The following is a 22050-nucleotide window of genomic DNA, read 5'->3' as shown; positions in this document are numbered from 1 at the left end:
ATAGATGGCTTTTGTTTTATATTATGGTTTAGGTTGTTCGTGAATTTTATGTGTTATAGTTTGTTTTTCTGTAACTCTGAAGTAACCTAAAGCTTCTTTTTCAGGTGTTGTAAGATTCTTTACATTTCCTTTTATTTTTGAAACAGGTGTTTCAAAAGGTCCTCCACCATTATTTATAGCACCAATGACAAGGTTCATATAGTCAAAATAGTTTCTTGATATTTGATGTAGATCTATCTGAATAAGATCTCCTGGTTCATAGTCTTCGTCAGTAGAGATATCTTCAATAAGTTGACCTTTTGAAAACTCATTTGAACGCACACTTAGAATAGGTTTGTCGTCTTTGTAAAGTAAGTTTGTGTAATAGTAGTTCAACTCATTTTCCTTTTTCACAACATCTTGATAATAGATTCTGATTGTATAATAATCTTCTCCAAAGAATTTTTCTCTTCTTTGTTCTACTTTTTCTATTTTAGGTGTTTCTACTAGTTTTTCTGTAGCCTCATAAATGTCATTGTTGTATTCTATATGTAGCTTATAGTCGTTCTTTATCAGATTCTTTTTAATTGTAGTAGAGATATACTCACCTGTGTTATTTCGTTCTTTAAAAGCATGTCTATTTCCTTCACCATCTTCTACCCATACTAATGCATTATTAACTTTAGGAGTAACAGGATTGTAAAAATCAGTTGTTAAGGATAATTTAATGACTAAGGTATCATTAGGAGTAGCTGACGTAAAGTCAAGGTTTCCTTCTACTACTAATCTAGGCGATGCAGTAGGTAGATCTATGTGTACTACTTCTTCACACGATACTAGAGTAATTGCTAAAGAAAGAAAAGCTATATATTTTATTATCTTGTTCATTGGATTAAAATTTGAAGTTATAGGTAACACTTGGTACTATCCCAAAGATAGACATCTTGACAGCTTCGTTCTGACCTCTATGATCTTCATTTTCTCTAAATGAAATAGATGCAGCATTGGCTCTACCATATAAATTGTAAATACCAAAAACCCATTCACTCTGCCATTTTTTACGCGCATTACCTTTAGGACTATAGTTTGCTGATACATCTAAGTGATGATATGAAGGTAAGCTATAAGCATTTCTTTTTCCGAAGTTAGGAACACTTTGACCTAAGTAGTCATATCTTCCTTCAGGATATGAAGTTGGTCGCCCTGACTGTAGAGTAAAACTAGCACTAAGACTCCATTTAGGATTTAGCTCATACATCGCTGTAACTGAGAAATCGTGTGTTTTGTCATAAGCCGTTCTATACCATTCACCATTGTTGATACCTGGCTCTTCAGCTGTTCTTCCTGGTGTGCGTTGTTCTGACTTAGATAAAGTATAAGACATCCATCCTGTAAGTCTACCTAAGTTTTTACGAACTAATAACTCTAGACCATAAGCTCTAGATTCTCCTACCAATACAACGCGTTCTATTGCGTCATTTCCTATTAGTTGAGCTCCATCTATATAGTCTATTCTATTCTTTCCTTTTTTATAGAATACTTCTGTTTCTAAGCTGTACTTACCTTCTTTAAAGTTTTGGAAGTACCCTAGTGCAACTTGATCAACAATCTCTGGTTTGATATATTGGCTACTAGGTGTCCAAATATCTAATGGAGTAGGAGCAGCTGTATTAGACATTAAATGAATGTACTGTGCCATTCTATTATAGCTAGCTTTGATAGACTGATCATCATTAAGGATATATGCTAGTCCTAAGCGTGGCTCAAAGTTATTATAGTTCTGTATACTTTTTCCTTTGCTATAAGATTCTTTACCTATTACATCAGCCATTTTATATAGTCCTAAATTACTATCATATCTTACTGGTTGATTATTTTGATACAGATTAACATCTTGTTTACCTATGTTAGAGAAAGTTGAAAATCTTGCACCATAATTTAGGCTGAAATGTTGACCTATACTTTGTTCAGCTTCTAAATATGCCCCTCCTTCAAATGCGTACTTTGAATCTAATTTTCTATAGATTATTGATGAATCAGAGCGTGTAGGTTTCATCGTTCCGGGCGAGAAATCATAATAAAGGGCGCTGATACCATATTTTAATTGAAGATTAGTGTTGATATCTTGTGTGAAATCGTACTTCAATTGATAGTTTTTAATACTAGAATCCCATTTAAACTTCAATAAATCCATATCAAATCCATACATATAATCACTATAAGTAAGCGTTAACTTACTACTTAAATCATCTTTGAACAAATGATGCCATTGGGTATTCAACACTGTATTTCCAAAGTTGTTTTCGAATAAATTTGCAAACTTAAAGACATCCCTACCAAAGTATCCTGAGAAGGTAATCTTGTTTTTATTGTCTAATTCGAAGTTTAATTTAGTATTTAAATCATAGAAATAAGCAGAACTGTTGTTATCTGTTAGTTTTAGAAATAAATGCGCATATGAAGCTCTTCCTGCAACTAAGAATGAAGATTTTCCTTTCTGAATAGGCCCTTCAGCCATTAATCTACTTGAAATAATTCCAACACCTCCTGTACCATGATATTCATTGGTATTACCATTTTTTTGAAAGACTTCTAATACAGAAGAAGCTCTTCCTCCAAATCGTGCAGGAATACCTCCTTTATATAGTTTTAGGTCGTTAATCGCATCTGAGTTAAATATTGAAAAGAAACCAAATAAGTGAGAAGAACTAAATACATTAGCATCATCTAAGAGTATTAGATTTTGTCCTGCACTACCACCGCGAACGTTAAATCCTGAAGCTCCTTCACCGGCATTAGTTACTCCTGGTAAGGATAGAATAGATTTAAGAACATCAACTTCACCTAATACCGCAGGCATCTTTTTTACCTCTTCTATAGATAGTTTATTGACACTCATCTCAGGAGTTCTAATGTCTGCTTTAGTAGTATTCTTAACTATAACTAATTCATTCAGTTGAGAACTATCTTGCTTTAGTTTGATATTAATAGACTGGGATGCTTTTAGGTCTATTTTACTTGTACTACTAGCATATCCTAGGTATGATACTATTAATGTATAATTACCTGTAGGAAGATTGAATGAGAATTCTCCATTCTCATCAGTCATTTCAGCTTTATTTAGCTCTTGAATAAGAATAGTAGCTCCTATAAGAGGAGTATTTTGATCTGTTACTTTTCCTTTAAGGGTAGGTTGAGCTTGTTCTTCTATAACCTTTGCTTTTACACTTTGCAAGTGTAGGGGAATTGTGAAAGCATAAAGAAGTAACCCTAATGTGTATTTGGTAAACTTTTTGTTAGTATTCATTCGGTTTTATTATTAAGTTTCAATGCAAAAATAAACAAGGTGAAGTGCTTATTCGTTAAATTAAACGCACGAGGAGTAGGTATTATTTTAATGGCATTCAAATAAATAGTATGTACCACCTCGACTAATGCTAATTGATTCTTTACTTTTGTTTATATGAAGTCACTTTGGAAGTTTTATTCTAATTTTTGGGTTAGGAATGTTGTAGTCATCATTCTACTTATCAGTGTTTTTACTTTTGCAGTTTCTGTGGATAAGAGAGATCGCTCTTTAATGGAAATTTGGGAAGAAGTCTTGCCTTCGATTTTTATTGTTTATGGATGTATTCTGATTAGTAATATTGTTTTAATTAAGAGATATCTGATTACGAAACGATATAATATCTTTTTGCCTTTAATGCTTTGTTATTGGTCTGCGGCTATTATTGGTACTGCTTTTTTAAATATGCAAAATGGTGATTTTGATTCTTGGTTAATCGAAATTGTTAACATTGTGTTTCTTGCTTTTTTAGGTACAGGAACCTACTTCATACATCTGTGGTTGTTTAATGATATTACCGTTAGAGAGAAGCGTTTGATTAGTACAGTAGCAGAACTAGACTTTCTAAAGATGCAATTAAACCCGCACTTTCTTCTTAATGCTATGAACAATTTATATGGGGAAGCTTTAACTAATCCTAGTGAGACTCCTGAGCGGATTCTACAACTTTCTTTGCTTTTGAGATATCAACTTGAAGCAACTAAAAAAGAGTTTGTTGCTTTATATCAAGAAATTGAATTTATTAATGAGTATTTTAATTATTATAAATTCAGAACCAATGACTTATTAGTAGATATAAAATTTGAAGGTGAAATAGATAAACATAAATTACCCCCCTTATTGTATTTTAGTTTAGTAGAGAACGCAATTAAGTTTAGTCTTCAGACAGATGCACCTTATATAAAGCTTCGGGGAAAGATTCAAGGGAATCACTTGTATTTTGAGCTAGAGAATAGCTGCTTGTCTGATGAGATGATACAAAAGGGAACAGGACTGGGATTATTAAATTTAGAAAGACGATTAGAAGTGTCTCAACTTAAATATAAGTTTAAGAAGAGCAAATCAAAAAATTATTATAAAACCACTTTAGAATTATGGGAATTACCTACAAATGTTTAATTATTGATGATGAGAAGCCTGCACATCAGGTTTTGCTAAGTCATATTAAACAATGTGAAGATTTAGAATGTATAGGCCACGCTTATAGTGGCAAAGAGGCATTAACTTTCTTACAGACTAATGAGGTAGATATTTTATTTTTAGATATTAATATGCCTTTAGTATCAGGTTTAGAGTTATTAGAAATGCTTCCTGTAAAGCCAACAACGATAGTTACAACAGCCTATTCTGAGTTTGCTTTAGAATCATATCAAAACGATGCTGTTGATTATCTTTTAAAGCCAATATCATTTAGTAAGTTTTTAAAAGCTGTTGAAAAGGCTAAGATATTTTGTAAAGAGAGAAAAGATAATATCAAAAAGAGCCTACCTCATAGTGTTTTAGTGAAGGAGGATGGGTTTGATTACTTTATCGATATGAATGATATTATATATATAGAGAGTGCCGGTAACTATATTAAGATATTTACAAAGAGTAGACGCAAAAGTTACTTTGTATATGGATCATTGGTTGGTTTTAAAACAGAACTAACAGGTGAGGAGTTCGTGCAGATACATCGTTCGTTCATTATTAATAAGAAACATATAAAAGAACGTTTTATGAGTAAATTAGTACTTGTTAATGAAGATGAAGTCCCTATAGGTCGTAAGTATCAAATTCTATTAGATCAATAGTTTTAGTATATAAAAAAAGGTCATCTATTACAGATGACCTTTTTAGTTTTAGCCTAGAATACTATGATTAGATAGTATCAATTATATTGTTTAACGTAGTACTAGGACGCATTGCTTTAGCTGTTTCAACTACATTTGATTGGTAGTATCCACCGATATTTTGCGTTTTACCTTGAGCACTTATTAATTCTTCATTTATTTTAGCTTCGTTTTCTGCCATAGCTTTAGCTATTGGAGCGAATTTAGCTCTTAATTCAGCATCTTTAGATTGATTAGCTAACGCCTCTGCCCAATACATTGCTAGGTAGAAGTGAGAACCACGGTTATCTATAGATCCTACTCTACGTGCAGGTGACTTATCGTTATCTAAGAACTTCGCTGTAGCCTCATCTAATGTATCTGCTAGTACCATTGCACTAGTGTTGTTTAGAGTTTGACTTAAGTGCTCAAAAGAAGCTCCTAATGCTAAGAACTCTCCTAATGAATCCCAACGTAAGTATCCTTCTTCGATGAATTGTTCGATATGTTTAGGTGCAGAACCTCCAGCTCCTGTTTCGAATAAACCACCACCATTCATTAACGGAACGATAGATAGCATTTTAGCAGATGTACCTACTTCTAAGATAGGAAATAAGTCAGTTAAATAATCACGTAATACATTTCCTGATACAGAAATAGTATCAAGACCTTGACGGATTCTTTCTACAGATAGTTTAGTTGCATCTACAGGATTTAAGATTCTTATGTCTAATCCAGTTGTATCGTGGTCTTTTAAGTAAGTATTTACTTTAGCGATTATTTCTCTATCGTGAGCTCTGTTTTCGTCTAACCAGAAGATAGCAGGAGTTTCAGATAAACGTGCACGGTTTACAGCTAGTTTAACCCAATCTTGAACTGGTGCATCTTTAGTTTGACACATTCGGAATATATCACCTGTTTCTACATTTTGTTCGAAGAAGATATTTCCTTTTTCATCTGTTACACGGATAGCTCCATTTGCTTCAGCTTGAAAAGTTTTATCGTGAGAACCATATTCTTCAGCTTTTTGAGCCATAAGACCTACGTTAGGTACAGAACCCATTGTTGTAGGATCATATGCTCCATTTGCTTTACAGTCTTCGATTACAGCTTCATATACACCTGCATAACATCTATCTGGAATGATAGCTAATGTATCTTGAGCTTTACCTTCAGCATTCCACATTTGACCTGAAGTACGGATCATAGCAGGCATAGAAGCATCTACGATTACATCAGATGGTACGTGTAGGTTAGTAATACCTTTATCAGAGTTTACCATTGCGATAGCTGGTCCATTAGCAATAGCAGTTTCGATAGCTGCTTTTACTTCTGCTTCTTGAGTGTGTCCTGCTAGTTTAGCGTATAGATCACCTAATCCATTGTTAGGAATGATACCTAAGTCTGCGAATAATGTAGCATACTTAGTATATACTTCTTTGAAATAAACCTCTACTACAGCTCCGAAGATGATAGGATCAGATACCTTCATCATAGTTGCTTTTAAGTGAGTAGAGAATAATATATTTTTAGCTTTTGCTTCTTCTTTACATTCAGATACGAAAGCTTTTAGTTTGTTTACATTAAGAGCAGAAGAATCAATGATCTCTCCTTGTAATAATGGAGCAAAGTCTTTTAGTAATTTAACCGAACCATCTGTACTGATAAATTCGATTTTATATTGACAGTCGTTAGCAACAGTAACTGATTTTTCACTTCCGTAGAAGTCTCCCTCAGCCATTGAAGCAACTCTTGTTTTTGAATCAGCTGCCCATGCTCCCATTGAGTGTGGGTGTTTCTTAGCGTAGTTTTTAACTGCTTTCGGAGCTCTACGATCCGAGTTACCTTCACGAAGAACTGGGTTTACAGCAGAACCTAAAATTTTAGCGTATTTAGCTTTGATTGCTTTTTCTTCTTCTGTTTTTGCATCAGCAGTATAATCAGGCACAGCAAAACCATGAGATTGTAATTCCTTTATAGCAGCATTTAACTGAGGAATAGAAGCAGAGATATTAGGTAATTTAATGATATTAGCCTCAGGTGTCTTAGCTAATTCACCTAATTCTGCTAAAGCATCTCCCATTCTCTGTTCTTCTTTTAAGAATTCAGGAAAAGTAGCTAGGATACGTCCTGCTAAAGAAATGTCTCTTGTCTCAACGTCAATATTTGCTGTTTTAGCAAATGCTTGTACGATTGGTAAAAACGAATACGTAGCTAACATTGGAGCCTCGTCTGTAAACGTGTAAAGGATTTTTGATTTTTGTGTCATTTTTTTTCTACTTTAAATGAAAACAATATTATCGTTAAATATATTTTGTTTAAACCTTGAAATTTATAAAGCAAATATACTAATTATGTATGTTATTGCTTAGGCTTTATAGTCTTTTTAGAGTTGAATTATGAATTTGAGAATAGTGACTTTCTATATTTCTGTTTTGGTATTTTTTGATATAATATTTTGTCATATTAATGAAAAAGGTCACCCTGTAAAAGAGTGACCTTTGGTATTATTTCATATTTAGTAATTTCTTCCACCATGAACGATTATCTGTTTCGGCATCTTGACCGTAACCGTAACCGTATCCATATCCATAACCGTATCCTTTATTAGTTTCCGTGTCATTTAAGATAATTGACATATTTGGTAACTTACCTTCTCTATGTAAATCATTAGGAAGTCTTAGCATACGTTTGTCTAGATAATTTGCTCTTGCTACATAGATGAATGTATCAGCATATTTAGCGATAAGCAATGTATCTGTAACTAGACTTACTGGAGCTGTATCTACAATGATGTAATCATATTGTTTTTTAAGCTCTTCAAACATATTACCTATTCTATCTCCCATTAATAACTCTGCTGGGTTAGGAGGGATAGTACCTGCTGGTAATGCATACATATTCTCGTATCCGTCTATCTTAACTACATATTGGTTAATATCATCCTCTTTTCTTAATAAGTAGTCTGAAACCCCTTTAGTAGGTAACATAATATAATCATCTAATCTAGGATTACGGATATCTAAACCGATAAGAAGTGTTCGTTTACCTGATAATGCTATTGTAGCAGCAATGTTAACAGATGTAAATGTTTTTCCTTCTTTAGGGAAGGTAGATGTTAAGAATATCATCTTTGCATTACCTTCTTCTACACCACTAAGCATAAACTCAAGGTTGGTTCTGATAATACGCAATGCTTCAGCTGTACTTGTTCTACTAGCGATATCCACGATTTTCGAATTGTCATTCGAGTGCGGAATATCTCCTAAGAATGGTACTGATGTGTTCTCTTCAATATCTAATCTATTCTTGACTTTAGTATCAAGTAAGCTACGTAAGTAAATAATAGCAAAAGGTATTAATCCTCCTAATATTAAAGCTGCTAATAAGATAATAGCTTTTTTAGGAGATACTGGTTTATCTGAACTTTTAGCTACATCTATTACTTTTGCATTTTGATCAGTGGCAGCTAAAGCGATAGCTGTTTCTTCTCTTTTTTGGAAAAGGTATAAGTAGATAGCTTCTTTTACTTTTTGTTGTCTATCTATGATTCTAAATTCTCTTTCTTGTTTAGGGACAAGTGATAATTTAGAACGTAGTTCGTTTTCTTTACTAGATAGTTCTCTACGTGTAATCTTTAAGCTGCTTTCAGCTCTTAATAAACTTTCTAATACAGAAGCTTTCATCGAGTTGATTTGCTCTTCGATTCTTACGATAGCAGGGTTTAACTTAGTAGTACTTGAACTTAATTTGTTGCGCTCTAATACTAATGTGTTATACTGATTGATTAAGCTGTTTGAACTAACATCAGTAGCTACGATATTACCTGGTAGTAACTCATTAGGCTTGCTGTTTTTTAAGAATTCGATCAATGAAGAAACAACTTTTAACTCTGTTTCATTTTCTATGATTTGCTTCTCGTATACGTTAGCGTTCTCTAAGTGAATTTTTAATTCAGTAGGAATGTCAGTAATACTATTTCTAGCTTTATATCCTTCTACATTTTTCTCTACATCACCTAGTTCATCTGTGATAAGAACTAAACGTGAATCAATAAATTCTGATGTTTTCTCTGATACAAATCGTTTATCTGCTATAGCAGCATCGTTGTATAAAGTAATCAATGTATTTAAGTAATCTATTGCTTTAGCAGGAGTTGCGTTTAACAACGAAAGCTCTAATACAGTTGAGAATTTATCAGTTGGTGCTATTTTTACTTCTTTGACATAATAGTCTACTACTTTCTGAACAGGAGTGATCTTGATTAAAATCTCTTTAACATCTTCAGTAGCTCCTTCTTTTTTAAGAGCATCTAATGTACCTTTTTTCTTAGGAGCATTTTTAGTAACGATTAATTTACCAAGTATAGTTGTTACTGGTTGATCATATTTAAAAGTACCAAGTTCTTGTTCTTCTTCATCTAGTAATAAGAATGTAGTATCAGTTCTATCTTTGATATAGAATGAATACTCTACATCATCAAAATCAAATACTCGTTCAACGAAGTTGATAGAAACAGGACTATTATTATATAAGTCAGATTTAACAAATCTATCATTATTGATGTGAGAGATGTTTAACTGTAATCTTCTAACTGTTTTCTCAGCTAAGCTTCTAGATTGTAATACTTGAGTTTCATTCTCCACATTACTTTTTCCTCCAGAGAACATCCCTAAGTCAGCAAAAGCAGCCATCTCTGATGCAATACCGCCACCTCTTTTCTCATCTTTTACGATGATAGAAGTTCCGATAGAGTAAATCTTTTGGCTATAACGCAAATAAACGAATGCTAAAGCTACAGTTATAAAAACACTTATTAAGAACCATCTCCAATGTACTAAGTACTTTTCTAGTTCTTCTCTGATGTTTATATTAGAATTCTCTTGATTGTCAAATTTGTTTTCCATTTATTTATTTGATTGATAGAGCTATAATAGTTACTAAAAGTGATAATGCAGAGATTGCTAAACTTAAGTTAGGACCTACTACAGATGAGTTAACTTTAGTTTTATTAGGTTCTACATATACGATGTCATTTTGATTAAGGTAGTAGTATGGAGATACCATAAAGTCTGCCTTTGTCATATCTACACGAATAGGTACTCTTCTACCATCTATTTCTCTTATTAATAGAATATTATCACGTTTACCATATACAGTTAGATCTCCTGATAAAGCGATTGCTTCTGCTAAAGTTAATCTTTCGCTATCAATCTTATGTACACCAGGATTGTTAACCTCTCCTTGAACCGTTACTTTGTAGTTCATGATTCTTAAGTTAACGATTGGGTTCGTGATATATTGGCTTATTTGGTTAGATAGTAACGCTATGGCTTCTTCTTTACTCTTACCACCTAGTTTTATTGTCCCTAATACAGGAAATTGAATGTTACCATGACTATCTATTAGATATAGTTGTTGTGTCATAGTACCTCCTGCAGCAGGATTATTAGGAGTAGCAGTCATTGTATTTATTAAATTGAATGGTGCAGCTGCTTCAGGATCCTGAGCAGATACAATAATCATTAATAAATCATCTGCTCTTAAACGTGTCTCAAACTTGTTCTCATTTGATTCTTTCAAAAGAATATCTTCAACGTTTTGGTAGTATATAATGTCTTTTTTATTAGCACATGAACCTAAAAGGAACATACACCCTAAAAAAAGAGATAACTTTAGTGCAATTTTATTTTTCATTGTTATTTTTTTGCAAATATAGAGTTTCTAAGTAGTGTAAAAAAAGGGTTTTCCTATTAAAAGTGTCAAATATAGTTTTTTCTGAGTAGAGACAAAAGCTTACTATAGATAAAACTAAAGTGTTTGGTCAGTTATTGCTGTCTTTTTGTTTATAAAAAACACAATAAGAGATTATTTACAGATAACTTTAGCATTTGTTTGTATATTCTGTAAAAGTGACGCCTTATTTGAATTAAAAAACTATTTTTTTCTTACGTAGTTCAAAGTTTTGTCCTAAATAAACTTTTCTTACCATTTCGTCAGCTGCTAATTCTTCAGGGACACCTGCCTTTAGAATACCTCCTTCGAACATAAGGTATGTTTTATCTGTGATCGCTAAGGTCTCTTGTACATTGTGGTCAGTGATTAAGATTCCAATATTTTTGTTTTTTAAGTTAGCTACGATCTTTTGAATATCTTCTACGGCTACAGGGTCAACTCCTGCAAATGGCTCATCTAATAAGATAAACTTTGGATCTGTAGCAAGTGCTCTTGCAATCTCTGTACGTCTTCTTTCTCCTCCTGATAATACATCTCCTCGGTTAGTACGTACGTGACCTAAGTTAAACTCACTGATTAATGACTCCATCTTAGCAACTTGTTCTTTTTTTGAAAGATTAGTTAGTTGTAGCACACTTAAGATATTGTCTTCTATACTCAGTTTTCTAAATATAGAAGCTTCTTGAGCTAGATATCCTATACCGTGTTGTGCACGTTTATACATCGGGAAATCAGTGATATTAGTATTGTCTAGATAAATATTACCACTATTTGGTTTTACTAATCCTACGATCATATAAAAAGAAGTAGTCTTACCAGCACCATTAGGTCCTAGAAGTCCTACGATCTCTCCTTGATTCACTTCTACAGATATTCCTTTAACTACCTTTCTTTTCTTATACATCTTGATAAGATTCTCTGCTCTTAATTTCATAACTAATCTGTAATAAGGTTATTCTACTTGTTTAACTGTCTTGTTTTCTATTTTATTCTTCTTTTGAACAAAATGAGAGATGTAAATACTCACTTCGTATAAAATTAATAAAGGAATAGAAACAATGATTTGGCTTACTACATCTGGAGGGGTAATAACTGCAGCTATAATAAGAATTAACACGATAGCATATTTTCTATAGTCTCTTAAGAATTTAGGGGTAACCAAATCTAAGACTGATAAGAAGTATATAATAATAGGTAACTCAAACACTAAACCACAGGCAATAGAAGTAGTCTTTACTAATCCTATGTATGAGTTTATATCAATCTGATTCTTAACGATATCACTTACTTGTAAGTTAGCTAAGAAGTTGATAGATAAAGGTGTGATTACATAGTATCCAAATATAACTCCCATAAAGAATAATAAAGATGAAACTACGATGAATAGTTTAGCATATTTTTTCTCTTTAGTATATAATGCTGGACTAATGAATTTCCATATTTCCCATAAAATGAATGGTACTGCTATAATAAAACCTGCTGAAATACAAGTCCAAATTAAGACAGAGAACTGTCCGTCCATCGTTCTGTTTTGTATTTCGAATGGTAATTCTTCTAAACAGAAACTACGGTCAAAATTAAATCGTTGGGCTAGTTTACAAAAGAATTGATAAGTAACGAAATCACTTTTCTTTGGAGCGAATATTATCTTATCAAAGATAAAATCACTAAAGATAAAAGCGACCACACCTCCACCTAAGATGAAAGCTGAGGATCTAACCAATAACCATCTTAATTCTTCTAAGTGATCAAGGAAAGACATCTCCTTGATTGTTTTTTTTGAGTTTGCCATAAATTATACTATACCTTCTTTTAATATATCGTGTAGGTGTATAACGCCTACATATTTATCGTCTTCTGTTACTAGTAATTGTGTGATAGAATTATCTTCTAATATTGATAAAGCTTTAGATACATGTTCATTACTATCAATGTGTTTTGGATTGATAGACATAATATCTTTTGCTTTATAATCATTTAAGCTATTGCTTTTTTGAAGCATACGACGTAAGTCTCCATCTGTAATAATACCTATTAATTTGTCGTTTTCAACTACTGCTGTTACACCTAATCTCTTTTCAGATATTTCTACGATTACATCTTGAATACTAGATTCAGGTGATACAGAAGGTTTGTTTTCGCTTTTTAATATGTTTCTGACCAAAAGTAGTAATTTTTTACCTAATGCACCCCCTGGATGGTACATAGCGAAATCTTCTGCTGTGAATTGACGCAATTGGATTAAACATGCCGCTAGAGCATCACCTAATACTAATTGTGCCGTAGTGCTGTTCATTGGTGCTAAGTTATTTAGTTCTGCTTCTCTATCTACTTTAGATAGTAGGATATAATCAGAACTTTTCGCTAAGAAAGAGTTTTCATTAGCAGTTATAGCGATAAGTTTATTATTATGTCTTTTTAATATAGGAGCTAATACCTTAATTTCAGGACTATTTCCACTGTTAGAAATACAGATAATACAATCTCCAGGTTGAATTAAACCAAGATCTCCATGCATAGCTTCTGCTGCATGCATATAAATAGAAGGTGTACCTGTAGAGTTAAAAGTTGCTACAATCTTCGCTCCAATTAGTGCACTTTTGCCTATTCCTGTCACGATTAGTCGCCCCTTGCAGTGCAAAATCGCCTCGACAGCTTTTTCAAAATCTTCAGTTAGATAGTTGATTAGTTTTTTAATGCTTTCACTTTCAGATAGTAAAGTGTTTTTTGCGGTGTCTAATATATTAATTGCTTTGTTCAAAATTAGCGAATGTTAAATATTATGATTGGACTAAAGAAATTTTGTACCTTTATGTACTGCAAATTTATGTAAAATACCATACAAAAATAATGAAATCAACTGAAATTGACTTACACAAAGAGTTAAAGAGATATTTTGGATTTTCACAGTTCAAAGGTCTTCAGGAAGATGTGGTCAAAAGTATTATCTCAGGACACAATACTTTTGTGATTATGCCGACTGGAGGAGGAAAGTCTCTTTGTTATCAATTACCTGCTTTAGTATTAGAGGGAACGGCTATTGTGGTTTCACCATTAATTGCATTGATGAAAAATCAAGTAGATGCTATCAGAAGCTTGTCTTCAGAGCATGGTGTAGCGCATGTACTTAATTCTTCACTTACTAAGACTGAAATAGCACAGGTAAAGGAGGATATTAAAAGTGGGCTAACTAAGCTATTATACGTAGCACCGGAATCTTTAACTAAAGAAGAGTATGTTAGCTTTTTACAAGGAGAGAAATTATCTTTTGTAGCTATTGACGAGGCCCATTGTATTTCTGAATGGGGACATGACTTTAGACCAGAGTATCGTAATCTGCGTAACATTATTAGAAGTCTAGGTGACATCCCCATCATTGGACTAACAGCTACTGCTACTCCTAAAGTACAAGAGGATATCTTAAAGAACCTTGAGATCCCTAATGCCAATACGTTTAAAGCTTCATTTAATAGACCTAATCTATTTTATGAAATACGCCCTAAAACTAAAAATATCGAAAGTGATATTATTCGTTTTATTAAACAGCATTCAGGTAAATCAGGTGTGATTTATTGTTTAAGTAGAAAAAAAGTAGAAGAAATAGCGAATGTACTTCAAGTAAATGGAATTAGCGCTGTACCTTATCATGCAGGTCTAGATGCTAAAACTCGTGCGAGGCATCAAGATATGTTCCTAATGGAAGATGTTGATGTAGTAGTGGCTACTATTGCATTCGGTATGGGAATTGACAAGCCAGATGTTAGATTTGTTATTCACCATGATATTCCTAAGTCGTTAGAGAGCTATTATCAAGAGACTGGTAGAGCTGGACGTGATGGAGGTGAAGGACATTGTCTTGCATATTACTCATATAAAGATATAGAGAAACTTGAGAAGTTTATGGCAGGGAAGCCTATAGCTGAACAAGAGATTGGATACGCTTTATTACAAGAAGTAGTAGCGTATGCTGAAACATCTATGTCTAGAAGAAAGTTTATCCTACACTATTTCGGAGAAGAATTTGATGAAGTGAATGGTGATGGAGCAGATATGGATGATAATATTCGAAACCCCAAAACTAAAGTGGAAGCGAAAGATAGTGTTGTAGAATTGCTAAAAGTAGTTCGAGATACTAAACAAGCATATAAAACGAAAGAGGTTGTCTTTACTTTATTAGGTAAGATTAATGCTTTACTAAAAGTGAATAAAACAGATACGTTACCGTTTTTTGGCTGTGGTAAATCTCATGATGAGAAATACTGGATAGCACTGTTAAGACAGGTTTTAGTAGCAGATTTATTGCGTAAAGATATTGAAGCTTACGGAGTTTTAAAACTTACAGAGGCTGGGATTGATTTTATTGCTAATCCAAAGTCATTTATGATGACAGAAGATCATGAATATTCTAGTGCGGATAATGATTTAGATACAGCAGGTAGTAAAGCAAGCTTAGTGATAGACGAGGTTCTAATCGGAATACTGAAAGATCTGCGTAAGAAAGTAGCGAAGAAACATAGTGTGCCACCTTTTGTAGTTTTTCAAGATCCTTCGTTAGAAGAAATGGGACTTAAGTATCCTGTTACTTTAGAAGAGATGTCTAATATTATAGGTGTTAGTGAAGGAAAAGCGAAGAAGTATGGTAAGGATTTCGTAGATGTTATTAGTAAATATGTAGAAGAGAATGATATTATCAGACCAGATGACTTAGTCGTTAAGTCTACTGGAGCTAATTCTGCCTTGAAACTATATATTATCCAAAACGTCGATAGAAAATTATCTTTATCTGATATCGCTAGTGCTAAAGGATTAGATATGGATGGTCTGTTAAAAGAGATGGAACAGATAGTCTATTCTGGTACTAAACTGAATATATCATATTGGATAGATGATGTATTAGACGAAGATCAGCAAGAAGAAATCTATGATTACTTTATGGACTCTGAGACAGATAATATCAAGTCTGCTATGGCGGAGTTTGATGGAGATTATGATACAGAAGAATTGAGATTAATGCGTATTCAGTTTATGACTAAAGAAGCGAACTAATCTTAATACTATATAAAGAACGAATCCTCAGTTGTCTTAACTGGGGATTTTTTTATTTCTCATTTTATTCCAAAGGGAGCCTAGCCCAATAGTATAAACTAATTGGGAAAGACTGTGTTTATCTTCAAAGAATTTCCTTGTAGTAATTTGGCTAGTGCTGATTCTGGGTTTAAAACTCATCCAAAAAGAGATACTAATATTTTTGTTATCTCACTCTCTCTGCTCTTCTGTTATAGAGTTAAACTCTAGAATAGAACGTGGTTCATTATTTGTTTTTTGATCCATTTGATCAGTCTGGAGTTCATTTTCGGATGTTTTAGCCTGCTTGATAATCTTTTTGTTTACTTTACGAATATAGCCTGGAGGAGTCCACCTTTTTACTTTCTTATCTTCGGAAGTATTAATCGGAGGTGCAGTAGTTTCTCCATCTTTTTGTTGTTGGTTTAAAGGAGGGATAGTATCTTCTTTTAAAGAAGGTGTAATTTCTACTTCAGTACTTGTGTCTATTTCTTCTAGATGTTGTTTTAGGGCTATTTCTCGAGCTTGTTCGATAGGGATAACCTCCGATATTTCCTGATTTCTGTTCTCTGCTTCTTGCTCCTTTTTTTCTGCTTCTAACTCCCCGTTCCCTGTTTCCTGTTCCTTTTCTCTGATTTTTGTTTTCTGCTCTCCGTTCTCTATTTCCTCTTCTATATTGTCTAATTCTATTATTCCGTGAAAGCAGCTTGTACTAGTAACACTGCCATCAGCGGCTTTCCACATACTCCAAAAGTAAACAGTACCCTTATCCCAATCGGTAGGTATGCTGAAATGAGCGTATTTATCTATGCGATTTCCTACATTGGCTATAGCGATGAATTGGTCTAAGGTCTCATTATACAGCATCATCGTCAGTTGATCTGTATTAAGTGTGAGTGCGTTAACTAACCCGTTTTCCCATTGCACTTTAAACTTACCTGTCTTTAGACGATTGATCTTCTTGATTACTGCAGGGGCAAGGTTGCCGATAGATAATAGAGCTTCTTCAACTTTGATGTGTTGTTCTCCATTGATTAGATTGATGCCTTGCGTCATAAGTCTAGAGATCATCTGTTCTTTACCCGTTATCCATTTTTTGCCATTATAGACATTTGGGCAGTTAGTATTGACAAAATCCTTGAATTTACTAGCAAACGTTGATACTAGACTCATCTTATCCCATTGAAGTAATTGCTTCATTGATGGTTTTTTTCTTGATTTGCGAGGTTTAGCACGGATGTAATTTACTCCTCTCCATGTTGCTCCAACTACTGTTCCTACTTTACCATTTACTGGACCTAGTATACCCTGTTTGATTTCTGCCATAACTTATGTTTTTTTGTGTTTTCGTGATTTTGGTTTTTTGTGATTTCGTGATGTTGTGATGACGTTTTTTGTTGGGGTGAATTGCAATTCGCCCGTACCGTTTCTTGTTTTGTAATATAAAAAAATCAGCATACCTAGTGCATAAGTAGTAAGAAAAATTCATAGGCTGTTCAGCCCTTTGCTACTCTATGTTGATGGTTGAATATGAGTTAAATAGGTATTCAAAATGAGTGGGAACTTTACTTTTTTAGTCGGATTTCATCTTAGACTTGTGATAATTCAATTAAAATAGAATTGCGCATTGAAGCAGAATAAGAGTAGAATGAAAGCAGGATTCTTGGAGAATTAGGATCTATACCCAATTATTATCCTAAAATTGTCCTAGTAAGAAGTATTAAGACAGTGGTATACTGAGATGAGTGGAGGTCGGTGATATAGGTGGTTAAGTTTGTTTTAGGGGTAATTGCTTGTTTATTAGTTTGTTGTGTTTTTTTGTTTGAAAAAAAAATGAGATAAAACTATTTAGAATAACCTTTAGATTGTCTATTAAGGTAGAAATTGAAGATAAAAGCTGTGTTAGGGGATAGTCAAAATCATTTTTTAGGTTATTAGGATGGAAGAAAGTGAAAAAAATCTATAAAACTTGAAGAGATTTATAGAGTTGAAAATGGACTGCAAGTCTGTATTATTGATAGAGAAGAAAGAGTCGTTGATTGGGGTTAGAGATCACTATTGAGGGATTGATGAAATGTGGTGTGAGAATAGTGAGATCAAATTCTTTTGAACGTAGAATGAGCGATAGACATATAAACGAAAAGTAATTATACAAAGCAGGTCTGAATTAGTGAGGAAAGTATACAATAGTATGATTTTAGAGCAAATGAAAGAGCTATGAAGTAGAATTGCTTTGTAGTATTTGGTTAATGCTGATTCTGGGTTGAAGTAAAGAATGATATAGAGAGAAAAGGATGTTTTGTTTACTACTGTTTATGAGATACAGTGAGTATAAATGGAGGGTTTTGTAAACTATATTATTATATCGAGATTTAGTTATTCGAAATTAAATCTCGATATAATAAGTATGTTTTTTTACTCGTATAGTTCACCGCGATGTGGTTTTAAAACATCTCTAAGTTGTTTCATTTGTTCATCATTGACTACCATATAGGCGATAGTGTGTTCTGGAGCTAGTATTTTGTACTCTATAATAGTGATAGGTAGTTTTTCGATAGCTACATATTCTTTGAGATGTATTACATGATGTTCTGCTGTTTTTTGTGCAGCAGGACCTCTAAAGTCCCAAATTAGTTTTATCTGTCTTTCCATTTTTATTGTCATTGTTAGTACAAAAGTACTTAAAAAAGAGGGGAGTCACTAGCGATTATAGAAAGTTAATTAATAGAATAAAGTGTTATTATAAGAGTGTTTAGTATCTGTCTTTGTAAAATATTCTAGATTGAAAGTTTTTTGTAGATTTAAGGTAATAAGTTAGCTATAAAAGGCTTAAAGATACATTAGTCATAAGAAATTATATATTATAGCGTTAGTATTTAAAAAGAGAGGGGGAGTGTGCGAAAGAGGTTAGTAAAACCATAAGTTTTTTGTATTTTTGAGGTTGATATAAAATTATAGGCATGAAAGAAGAGTTAGTGATATTAGTAAATGAACAAGATGAGCAAGTAGGAGTAATGGGGAAAATGGAGGCGCATGAGAAAGCTTTGTTACACCGTGCATTTTCTGTTTTTATATTAAATGAAAACAATGAAGTAATGTTACAACAACGTGCTTCTGAGAAATATCACTCTCCTTTATTATGGACTAATACTTGCTGTAGCCATCAACGTGTAGGTGAGACAAATATAGAAGCTGGTCGTCGCCGTTTAATGGAAGAGATGGGGTTCGAAGTAGAATTAAGTGATGTATTTAGTTTTATCTATAAAGCGCCTTTTGATAATGGATTAACAGAGCATGAGTTTGATCATGTGATGATAGGTTATTATGATGGCGAACCTACTATTAATTTAGAAGAAGTAGAATCTTGGAAGTGGATGTCTATAGAAGGTATAAAGCTTGATATGGAGCAACATCCGGAGGTATATACTGAGTGGTTTAAGATTATCTTCTCTAAGTTTTACCATTTTATAGAAGCTCAAAAAAAGTAATAATTATGAGATTAACTGTTAGTAGAAAAGCTCATTTTAATGCAGCACATCGTCTGCATAGAAAAGAATGGTCTGATGAGAAGAATGAACTAATCTTCGGTAAATGTAATAATCCTAATTTTCATGGGCATAACTATGAATTGATTGTTCAAGTGACGGGGGAGTTGGATGAAGAAACAGGATTCGTTATGGATTTAAAAGTACTTTCAGATTTGATAAAATCAGAGATAGAAGAGTGTTTTGACCATAAAAACTTAAATTTAGATGTACCTGAGTTCTTAGCATTAATTCCTACAGCAGAAAATATAGCAGTAGTAATATGGCAAAAGCTAAGACCTTTTATCCCTAGTGATAAAGAGTTAGAAATAATCTTGTATGAAACGGCAAGAAATTTTGTTTCTTTCAAAGGAGAAAACTAAATATAGGGATTGCTAATAGGAAAAGTTGTAACTTGCACCCTCGTTTTTTTAAGACGAGAAGGGAAAGATAAATAGGCGTATGCTTATTTTTAATTGAAGTGATTAATATATGAGTTTTAAACAATATCCGATACTATTTCGCCCGATTCTTAAAGATAGAATATGGGGAGGGACTAAGTTAAAGTCAATATTAGGAAAAGATATTGATTCAGATGAAGTTGGAGAAAGTTGGGAGATATCAGGGATATCTTCTGATATAAGTATTGTTGCTAACGGTGAGTACGAGGGATTAAACTTAAATGAGTTAATCGATAAGTACCCTGTTGATATTTTAGGTGAGTCAATTATTGCTCGTTTTGATAGACAGTTTCCTTTGTTATTTAAGTTTTTAGATGCTAAAGAAGATTTGTCAATACAGCTACACCCTAATGATACGTTAGCACAACGACGCCATAGCTCTTTTGGTAAAACAGAGATGTGGTATGTGATGCAGGCAGATGAAGGAGCTAAAGTAGTAGTAGATTTTAAAGAGGGAGTGCAACAAGAGGATTATTTAGAACATCTAGAGTCTAAAACACTTCCATCTATATTAAAGGAGATTCCTGTTAAGAAAGGGGATGTCTTTTTTATTGAGACAGGTACGGTTCATGCTATTGGTGCTGGAGTTTTGTTAGCAGAGATTCAGCAGACTTCAGATATAACGTATAGAGTGTATGATTGGGATCGACTAGATGCACAAGGTAATTCTAGAGAGCTTCATATAGATATGGCGTTAGAAGCTATTAACTATGAAGAGAAAACAGTTGAGTTGACCTATAATAAAGTAGTCAATACTAATAATCATGTAGTAGAATGTCCATTCTTTTCGGTTAACTATATCCCATTATCAGGCACTTATACTAAAATAAAAGATACGAGTAGATTTTATCTTTATGTGTGTACTGAGGGGAAGGCAGAGATTATAATAGGAGGTGAGACATACTTCTTAAATTGTGGTGACACAGTGCTTATACCTGCTGCTGTATCTGAGATAATCTTAAAAGGAGAGGCTACTATATTAGAAATATTTGTTTCTTAAAAGAGTAGTTTACCCCATTTTTAAATTGTAGATTTGCGTCAAATTAATATTAAATAAAGGAAATTATGGCAAGCGTTAAAAACCTTAAGAAAGATATTCACTATGTATTAGGTGATATTATTCAAGCAATTTATATTCAAGAAATGACTACTGGAGGACCAACTGCAGAAACTAATGCATTACTTGAAGAAGCGTTCGTATCATTCGATGAATTAATCGGAGCAGTTAATGAAAAAAATGTTGAAAATAAAAAAGCACATTTTAAAGGAGTTTATGCAAAACTTGAAAATGTTGCTGGTCAATTAGTTGAGAAAATCAACGCGATGTAAGCGAAAAAAAGTTTTAAAAAACATGCTTTTTGTGTTGCGAGATTGAAAAACCATGCTATCTTTGCACTCGCAAAATGAGTCGCCGGTGTAGCTCAGCTGGCTAGAGCAGCTGATTTGTAATCAGCAGGTCGTGGGTTCGAGTCCCTCCACTGGCTCAAATGTTTTTTGAAAAATTGATATTGTAATATTTTGAGTCGCCGGTGTAGCTCAGCTGGCTAGAGCAGCTGATTTGTAATCAGCAGGTCGTGGGTTCGAGTCCCTCCACTGGCTCAAAATTTTTAAAGAAGTTAGTATTTTTATAATACAAAGAGTTGCCGGTGTAGCTCAGCTGGCTAGAGCAGCTGATTTGTAATCAGCAGGTCGTGGGTTCGAGTCCCTCCACTGGCTCAATAACTTCTTTAAAAATTAATATTACAATAATATTGAGTCGCCGGTGTAGCTCAGCTGGCTAGAGCAGCTGATTTGTAATCAGCAGGTCGTGGGTTCGAGTCCCTCCATTGGCTCAATAATTTTTTAGAAGATTAAATATTGCAATACATTGAGTCGCCGGTGTAGCTCAGCTGGCTAGAGCAGCTGATTTGTAATCAGCAGGTCGTGGGTTCGAGTCCCTCCACTGGCTCAAATGTTTTAATATTGTATTGCAAGGCATTAATTTGCCGGTGTAGCTCAGCTGGCTAGAGCAGCTGATTTGTAATCAGCAGGTCGTGGGTTCGAGTCCCTCCACTGGCTCAAAAGTCTCCTCATAAGGGAGACTTTTTTGCTTTTATACACTTTGTTAGTCAATTCCTCTTTTAACTCCT

17 protein-coding genes and 6 tRNA genes are annotated in these 22050 nt (G+C 33.5%); 13 read left to right on the top strand and 10 right to left on the bottom strand.

Annotation, left to right across the window (positions count from 1 at the left end; genetic code table 11):
- Positions 1-21 precede the first annotated feature (21 nt).
- Positions 22-867 (bottom strand): DUF4249 domain-containing protein, encoded by an 846-nt coding sequence (locus CF599_RS11240; protein ID WP_121966128.1) that lies wholly within the window; start codon positions 865-867, stop codon positions 22-24.
- A 4-nt stretch (positions 868-871) separates the two neighbouring features.
- Positions 872-3286 carry a TonB-dependent receptor gene (locus tag CF599_RS11235; protein WP_121966116.1) on the bottom strand — a complete coding sequence of 805 codons (2415 nt, stop codon included), beginning with the start codon at positions 3284-3286 and terminating at the stop codon, positions 872-874.
- Between the two features lie 156 nt (positions 3287-3442).
- Between CF599_RS11235 and CF599_RS11230 the strand changes: the two genes are divergently transcribed.
- A complete protein-coding gene (locus CF599_RS11230) occupies positions 3443-4444 on the top strand; it encodes a sensor histidine kinase (protein ID WP_121966115.1) in 1002 nt (333 codons plus the stop codon).
- Entirely contained in the window at positions 4420-5118 is a 699-nt protein-coding gene (locus CF599_RS11225) for a LytTR family DNA-binding domain-containing protein (RefSeq protein WP_121966114.1), read from the top strand. The genes CF599_RS11230 and CF599_RS11225 overlap by 25 nt, the downstream gene beginning before the upstream one ends.
- A gap of 67 nt (positions 5119-5185) precedes the next feature.
- On the opposite strand, the gene CF599_RS11220 is transcribed toward CF599_RS11225, so the two are convergent.
- The 6 genes from CF599_RS11220 to CF599_RS11195 form a co-directional block, all read right to left on the bottom strand.
- On the bottom strand, positions 5186-7405 hold the full coding sequence (locus tag CF599_RS11220) for an NADP-dependent isocitrate dehydrogenase (RefSeq protein WP_121966113.1): 2220 nt from the start codon (positions 7403-7405) through the stop codon (positions 5186-5188).
- Between the two features lie 238 nt (positions 7406-7643).
- A complete protein-coding gene (locus CF599_RS11215; protein WP_121966112.1) occupies positions 7644-10043 on the bottom strand; it encodes a polysaccharide biosynthesis tyrosine autokinase in 2400 nt (799 codons plus the stop codon).
- A 4-nt stretch (positions 10044-10047) separates the two neighbouring features.
- A complete protein-coding gene (locus CF599_RS11210; protein ID WP_121966111.1) occupies positions 10048-10833 on the bottom strand; it encodes a polysaccharide biosynthesis/export family protein in 786 nt (261 codons plus the stop codon).
- Positions 10834-11065: 232 nt separating this feature from the next.
- Positions 11066-11806 (bottom strand): LPS export ABC transporter ATP-binding protein, encoded by a 741-nt coding sequence (lptB, locus tag CF599_RS11205; RefSeq protein WP_121966110.1) that lies wholly within the window; start codon positions 11804-11806, stop codon positions 11066-11068.
- 18 nt (positions 11807-11824) lie between these two features.
- Complete coding sequence (tatC, locus tag CF599_RS11200) at positions 11825-12634, bottom strand: twin-arginine translocase subunit TatC (protein ID WP_121966127.1); 810 nt, start codon at positions 12632-12634, stop codon at positions 11825-11827.
- Between the two features lie 33 nt (positions 12635-12667).
- Positions 12668-13633 (bottom strand): SIS domain-containing protein, encoded by a 966-nt coding sequence (locus CF599_RS11195; protein WP_121966109.1) that lies wholly within the window; start codon positions 13631-13633, stop codon positions 12668-12670.
- A gap of 89 nt (positions 13634-13722) precedes the next feature.
- On the opposite strand from CF599_RS11195, the gene CF599_RS11190 reads away from it, so the two are divergent.
- Entirely contained in the window at positions 13723-15918 is a 2196-nt protein-coding gene (locus tag CF599_RS11190; protein WP_121966108.1) for an ATP-dependent DNA helicase RecQ, read from the top strand.
- Between the two features lie 210 nt (positions 15919-16128).
- Here CF599_RS11190 and CF599_RS11185 read toward each other — a convergent pair whose 3' ends face one another.
- Both CF599_RS11185 and CF599_RS11175 read right to left on the bottom strand, forming a co-directional pair.
- Positions 16129-17262 carry a DUF6266 family protein gene (locus CF599_RS11185; RefSeq protein ID WP_121966107.1) on the bottom strand — a complete coding sequence of 378 codons (1134 nt, stop codon included), beginning with the start codon at positions 17260-17262 and terminating at the stop codon, positions 16129-16131.
- 1089 nt (positions 17263-18351) lie between these two features.
- Positions 18352-18588 carry a hypothetical protein gene (locus CF599_RS11175; protein WP_121966106.1) on the bottom strand — a complete coding sequence of 79 codons (237 nt, stop codon included), beginning with the start codon at positions 18586-18588 and terminating at the stop codon, positions 18352-18354.
- Positions 18589-18896: 308 nt separating this feature from the next.
- Between CF599_RS11175 and idi the strand changes: the two genes are divergently transcribed.
- The 10 genes from idi (at position 18897) to CF599_RS11125 (ending at position 21979) form a co-directional block, all read left to right on the top strand.
- Positions 18897-19424, top strand: a complete 528-nt coding sequence (idi, locus tag CF599_RS11170; RefSeq protein WP_121966105.1) for an isopentenyl-diphosphate Delta-isomerase — start codon at positions 18897-18899, stop codon at positions 19422-19424.
- A 5-nt stretch (positions 19425-19429) separates the two neighbouring features.
- Positions 19430-19843, top strand: coding sequence for a 6-carboxytetrahydropterin synthase (locus CF599_RS11165; protein ID WP_121966104.1), 414 nt, complete (start codon positions 19430-19432; stop codon positions 19841-19843).
- A gap of 109 nt (positions 19844-19952) precedes the next feature.
- Complete coding sequence (locus tag CF599_RS11160; RefSeq protein ID WP_121966103.1) at positions 19953-20921, top strand: type I phosphomannose isomerase catalytic subunit; 969 nt, start codon at positions 19953-19955, stop codon at positions 20919-20921.
- Between the two features lie 65 nt (positions 20922-20986).
- Complete coding sequence (locus tag CF599_RS11155) at positions 20987-21250, top strand: hypothetical protein (protein WP_121966102.1); 264 nt, start codon at positions 20987-20989, stop codon at positions 21248-21250.
- A gap of 81 nt (positions 21251-21331) precedes the next feature.
- A tRNA-Thr gene (locus CF599_RS11150) sits at positions 21332-21405 on the top strand.
- A 41-nt stretch (positions 21406-21446) separates the two neighbouring features.
- Positions 21447-21520: transfer RNA gene (locus CF599_RS11145), tRNA-Thr, on the top strand.
- A 43-nt stretch (positions 21521-21563) separates the two neighbouring features.
- Positions 21564-21637 (top strand) — tRNA-Thr (locus CF599_RS11140).
- Positions 21638-21679: 42 nt separating this feature from the next.
- Positions 21680-21753 (top strand) — tRNA-Thr (locus CF599_RS11135).
- 42 nt (positions 21754-21795) lie between these two features.
- Positions 21796-21869: transfer RNA gene (locus tag CF599_RS11130), tRNA-Thr, on the top strand.
- A gap of 36 nt (positions 21870-21905) precedes the next feature.
- Positions 21906-21979: transfer RNA gene (locus CF599_RS11125), tRNA-Thr, on the top strand.
- The last annotated feature ends 71 nt before the right edge of the window (positions 21980-22050 follow it).

This window comes from Myroides sp. N17-2 (genome assembly GCF_002286775.1).
Taxonomy (GTDB): domain Bacteria; phylum Bacteroidota; class Bacteroidia; order Flavobacteriales; family Flavobacteriaceae; genus Flavobacterium.
Note: the sequence above shows the minus strand (reverse complement) of the source record. Positions and strands in the feature narration are given on the sequence as shown.

Bases quoted from the DNA above. Each gene is read 5' to 3' on its own strand.
- CF599_RS11240 (WP_121966128.1), bottom strand. From the start codon at position 867: ATGAACAAGATAATAAAATATATAGCTTTTCTTTCTTTAGCAATTACT.
- CF599_RS11235 (WP_121966116.1), bottom strand. From the start codon at position 3,286: ATGAATACTAACAAAAAGTTTACCAAATACACATTAGGGTTACTTCTT.
- CF599_RS11230 (WP_121966115.1), top strand. From the start codon at position 3,443: ATGAAGTCACTTTGGAAGTTTTATTCTAATTTTTGGGTTAGGAATGTT.
- CF599_RS11225 (WP_121966114.1), top strand. From the start codon at position 4,420: ATGGGAATTACCTACAAATGTTTAATTATTGATGATGAGAAGCCTGCA.
- CF599_RS11220 (WP_121966113.1), bottom strand. From the start codon at position 7,405: ATGACACAAAAATCAAAAATCCTTTACACGTTTACAGACGAGGCTCCA.
- CF599_RS11215 (WP_121966112.1), bottom strand. From the start codon at position 10,043: ATGGAAAACAAATTTGACAATCAAGAGAATTCTAATATAAACATCAGA.
- CF599_RS11210 (WP_121966111.1), bottom strand. From the start codon at position 10,833: ATGAAAAATAAAATTGCACTAAAGTTATCTCTTTTTTTAGGGTGTATG.
- lptB (WP_121966110.1), bottom strand. From the start codon at position 11,806: ATGAAATTAAGAGCAGAGAATCTTATCAAGATGTATAAGAAAAGAAAG.
- tatC (WP_121966127.1), bottom strand. From the start codon at position 12,634: ATGTCTTTCCTTGATCACTTAGAAGAATTAAGATGGTTATTGGTTAGA.
- CF599_RS11190 (WP_121966108.1), top strand. From the start codon at position 13,723: ATGAAATCAACTGAAATTGACTTACACAAAGAGTTAAAGAGATATTTT.
- CF599_RS11185 (WP_121966107.1), bottom strand. From the start codon at position 17,262: ATGGCAGAAATCAAACAGGGTATACTAGGTCCAGTAAATGGTAAAGTA.
- CF599_RS11175 (WP_121966106.1), bottom strand. From the start codon at position 18,588: ATGGAAAGACAGATAAAACTAATTTGGGACTTTAGAGGTCCTGCTGCA.
- idi (WP_121966105.1), top strand. From the start codon at position 18,897: ATGAAAGAAGAGTTAGTGATATTAGTAAATGAACAAGATGAGCAAGTA.
- CF599_RS11165 (WP_121966104.1), top strand. From the start codon at position 19,430: ATGAGATTAACTGTTAGTAGAAAAGCTCATTTTAATGCAGCACATCGT.
- CF599_RS11160 (WP_121966103.1), top strand. From the start codon at position 19,953: ATGAGTTTTAAACAATATCCGATACTATTTCGCCCGATTCTTAAAGAT.
- CF599_RS11155 (WP_121966102.1), top strand. From the start codon at position 20,987: ATGGCAAGCGTTAAAAACCTTAAGAAAGATATTCACTATGTATTAGGT.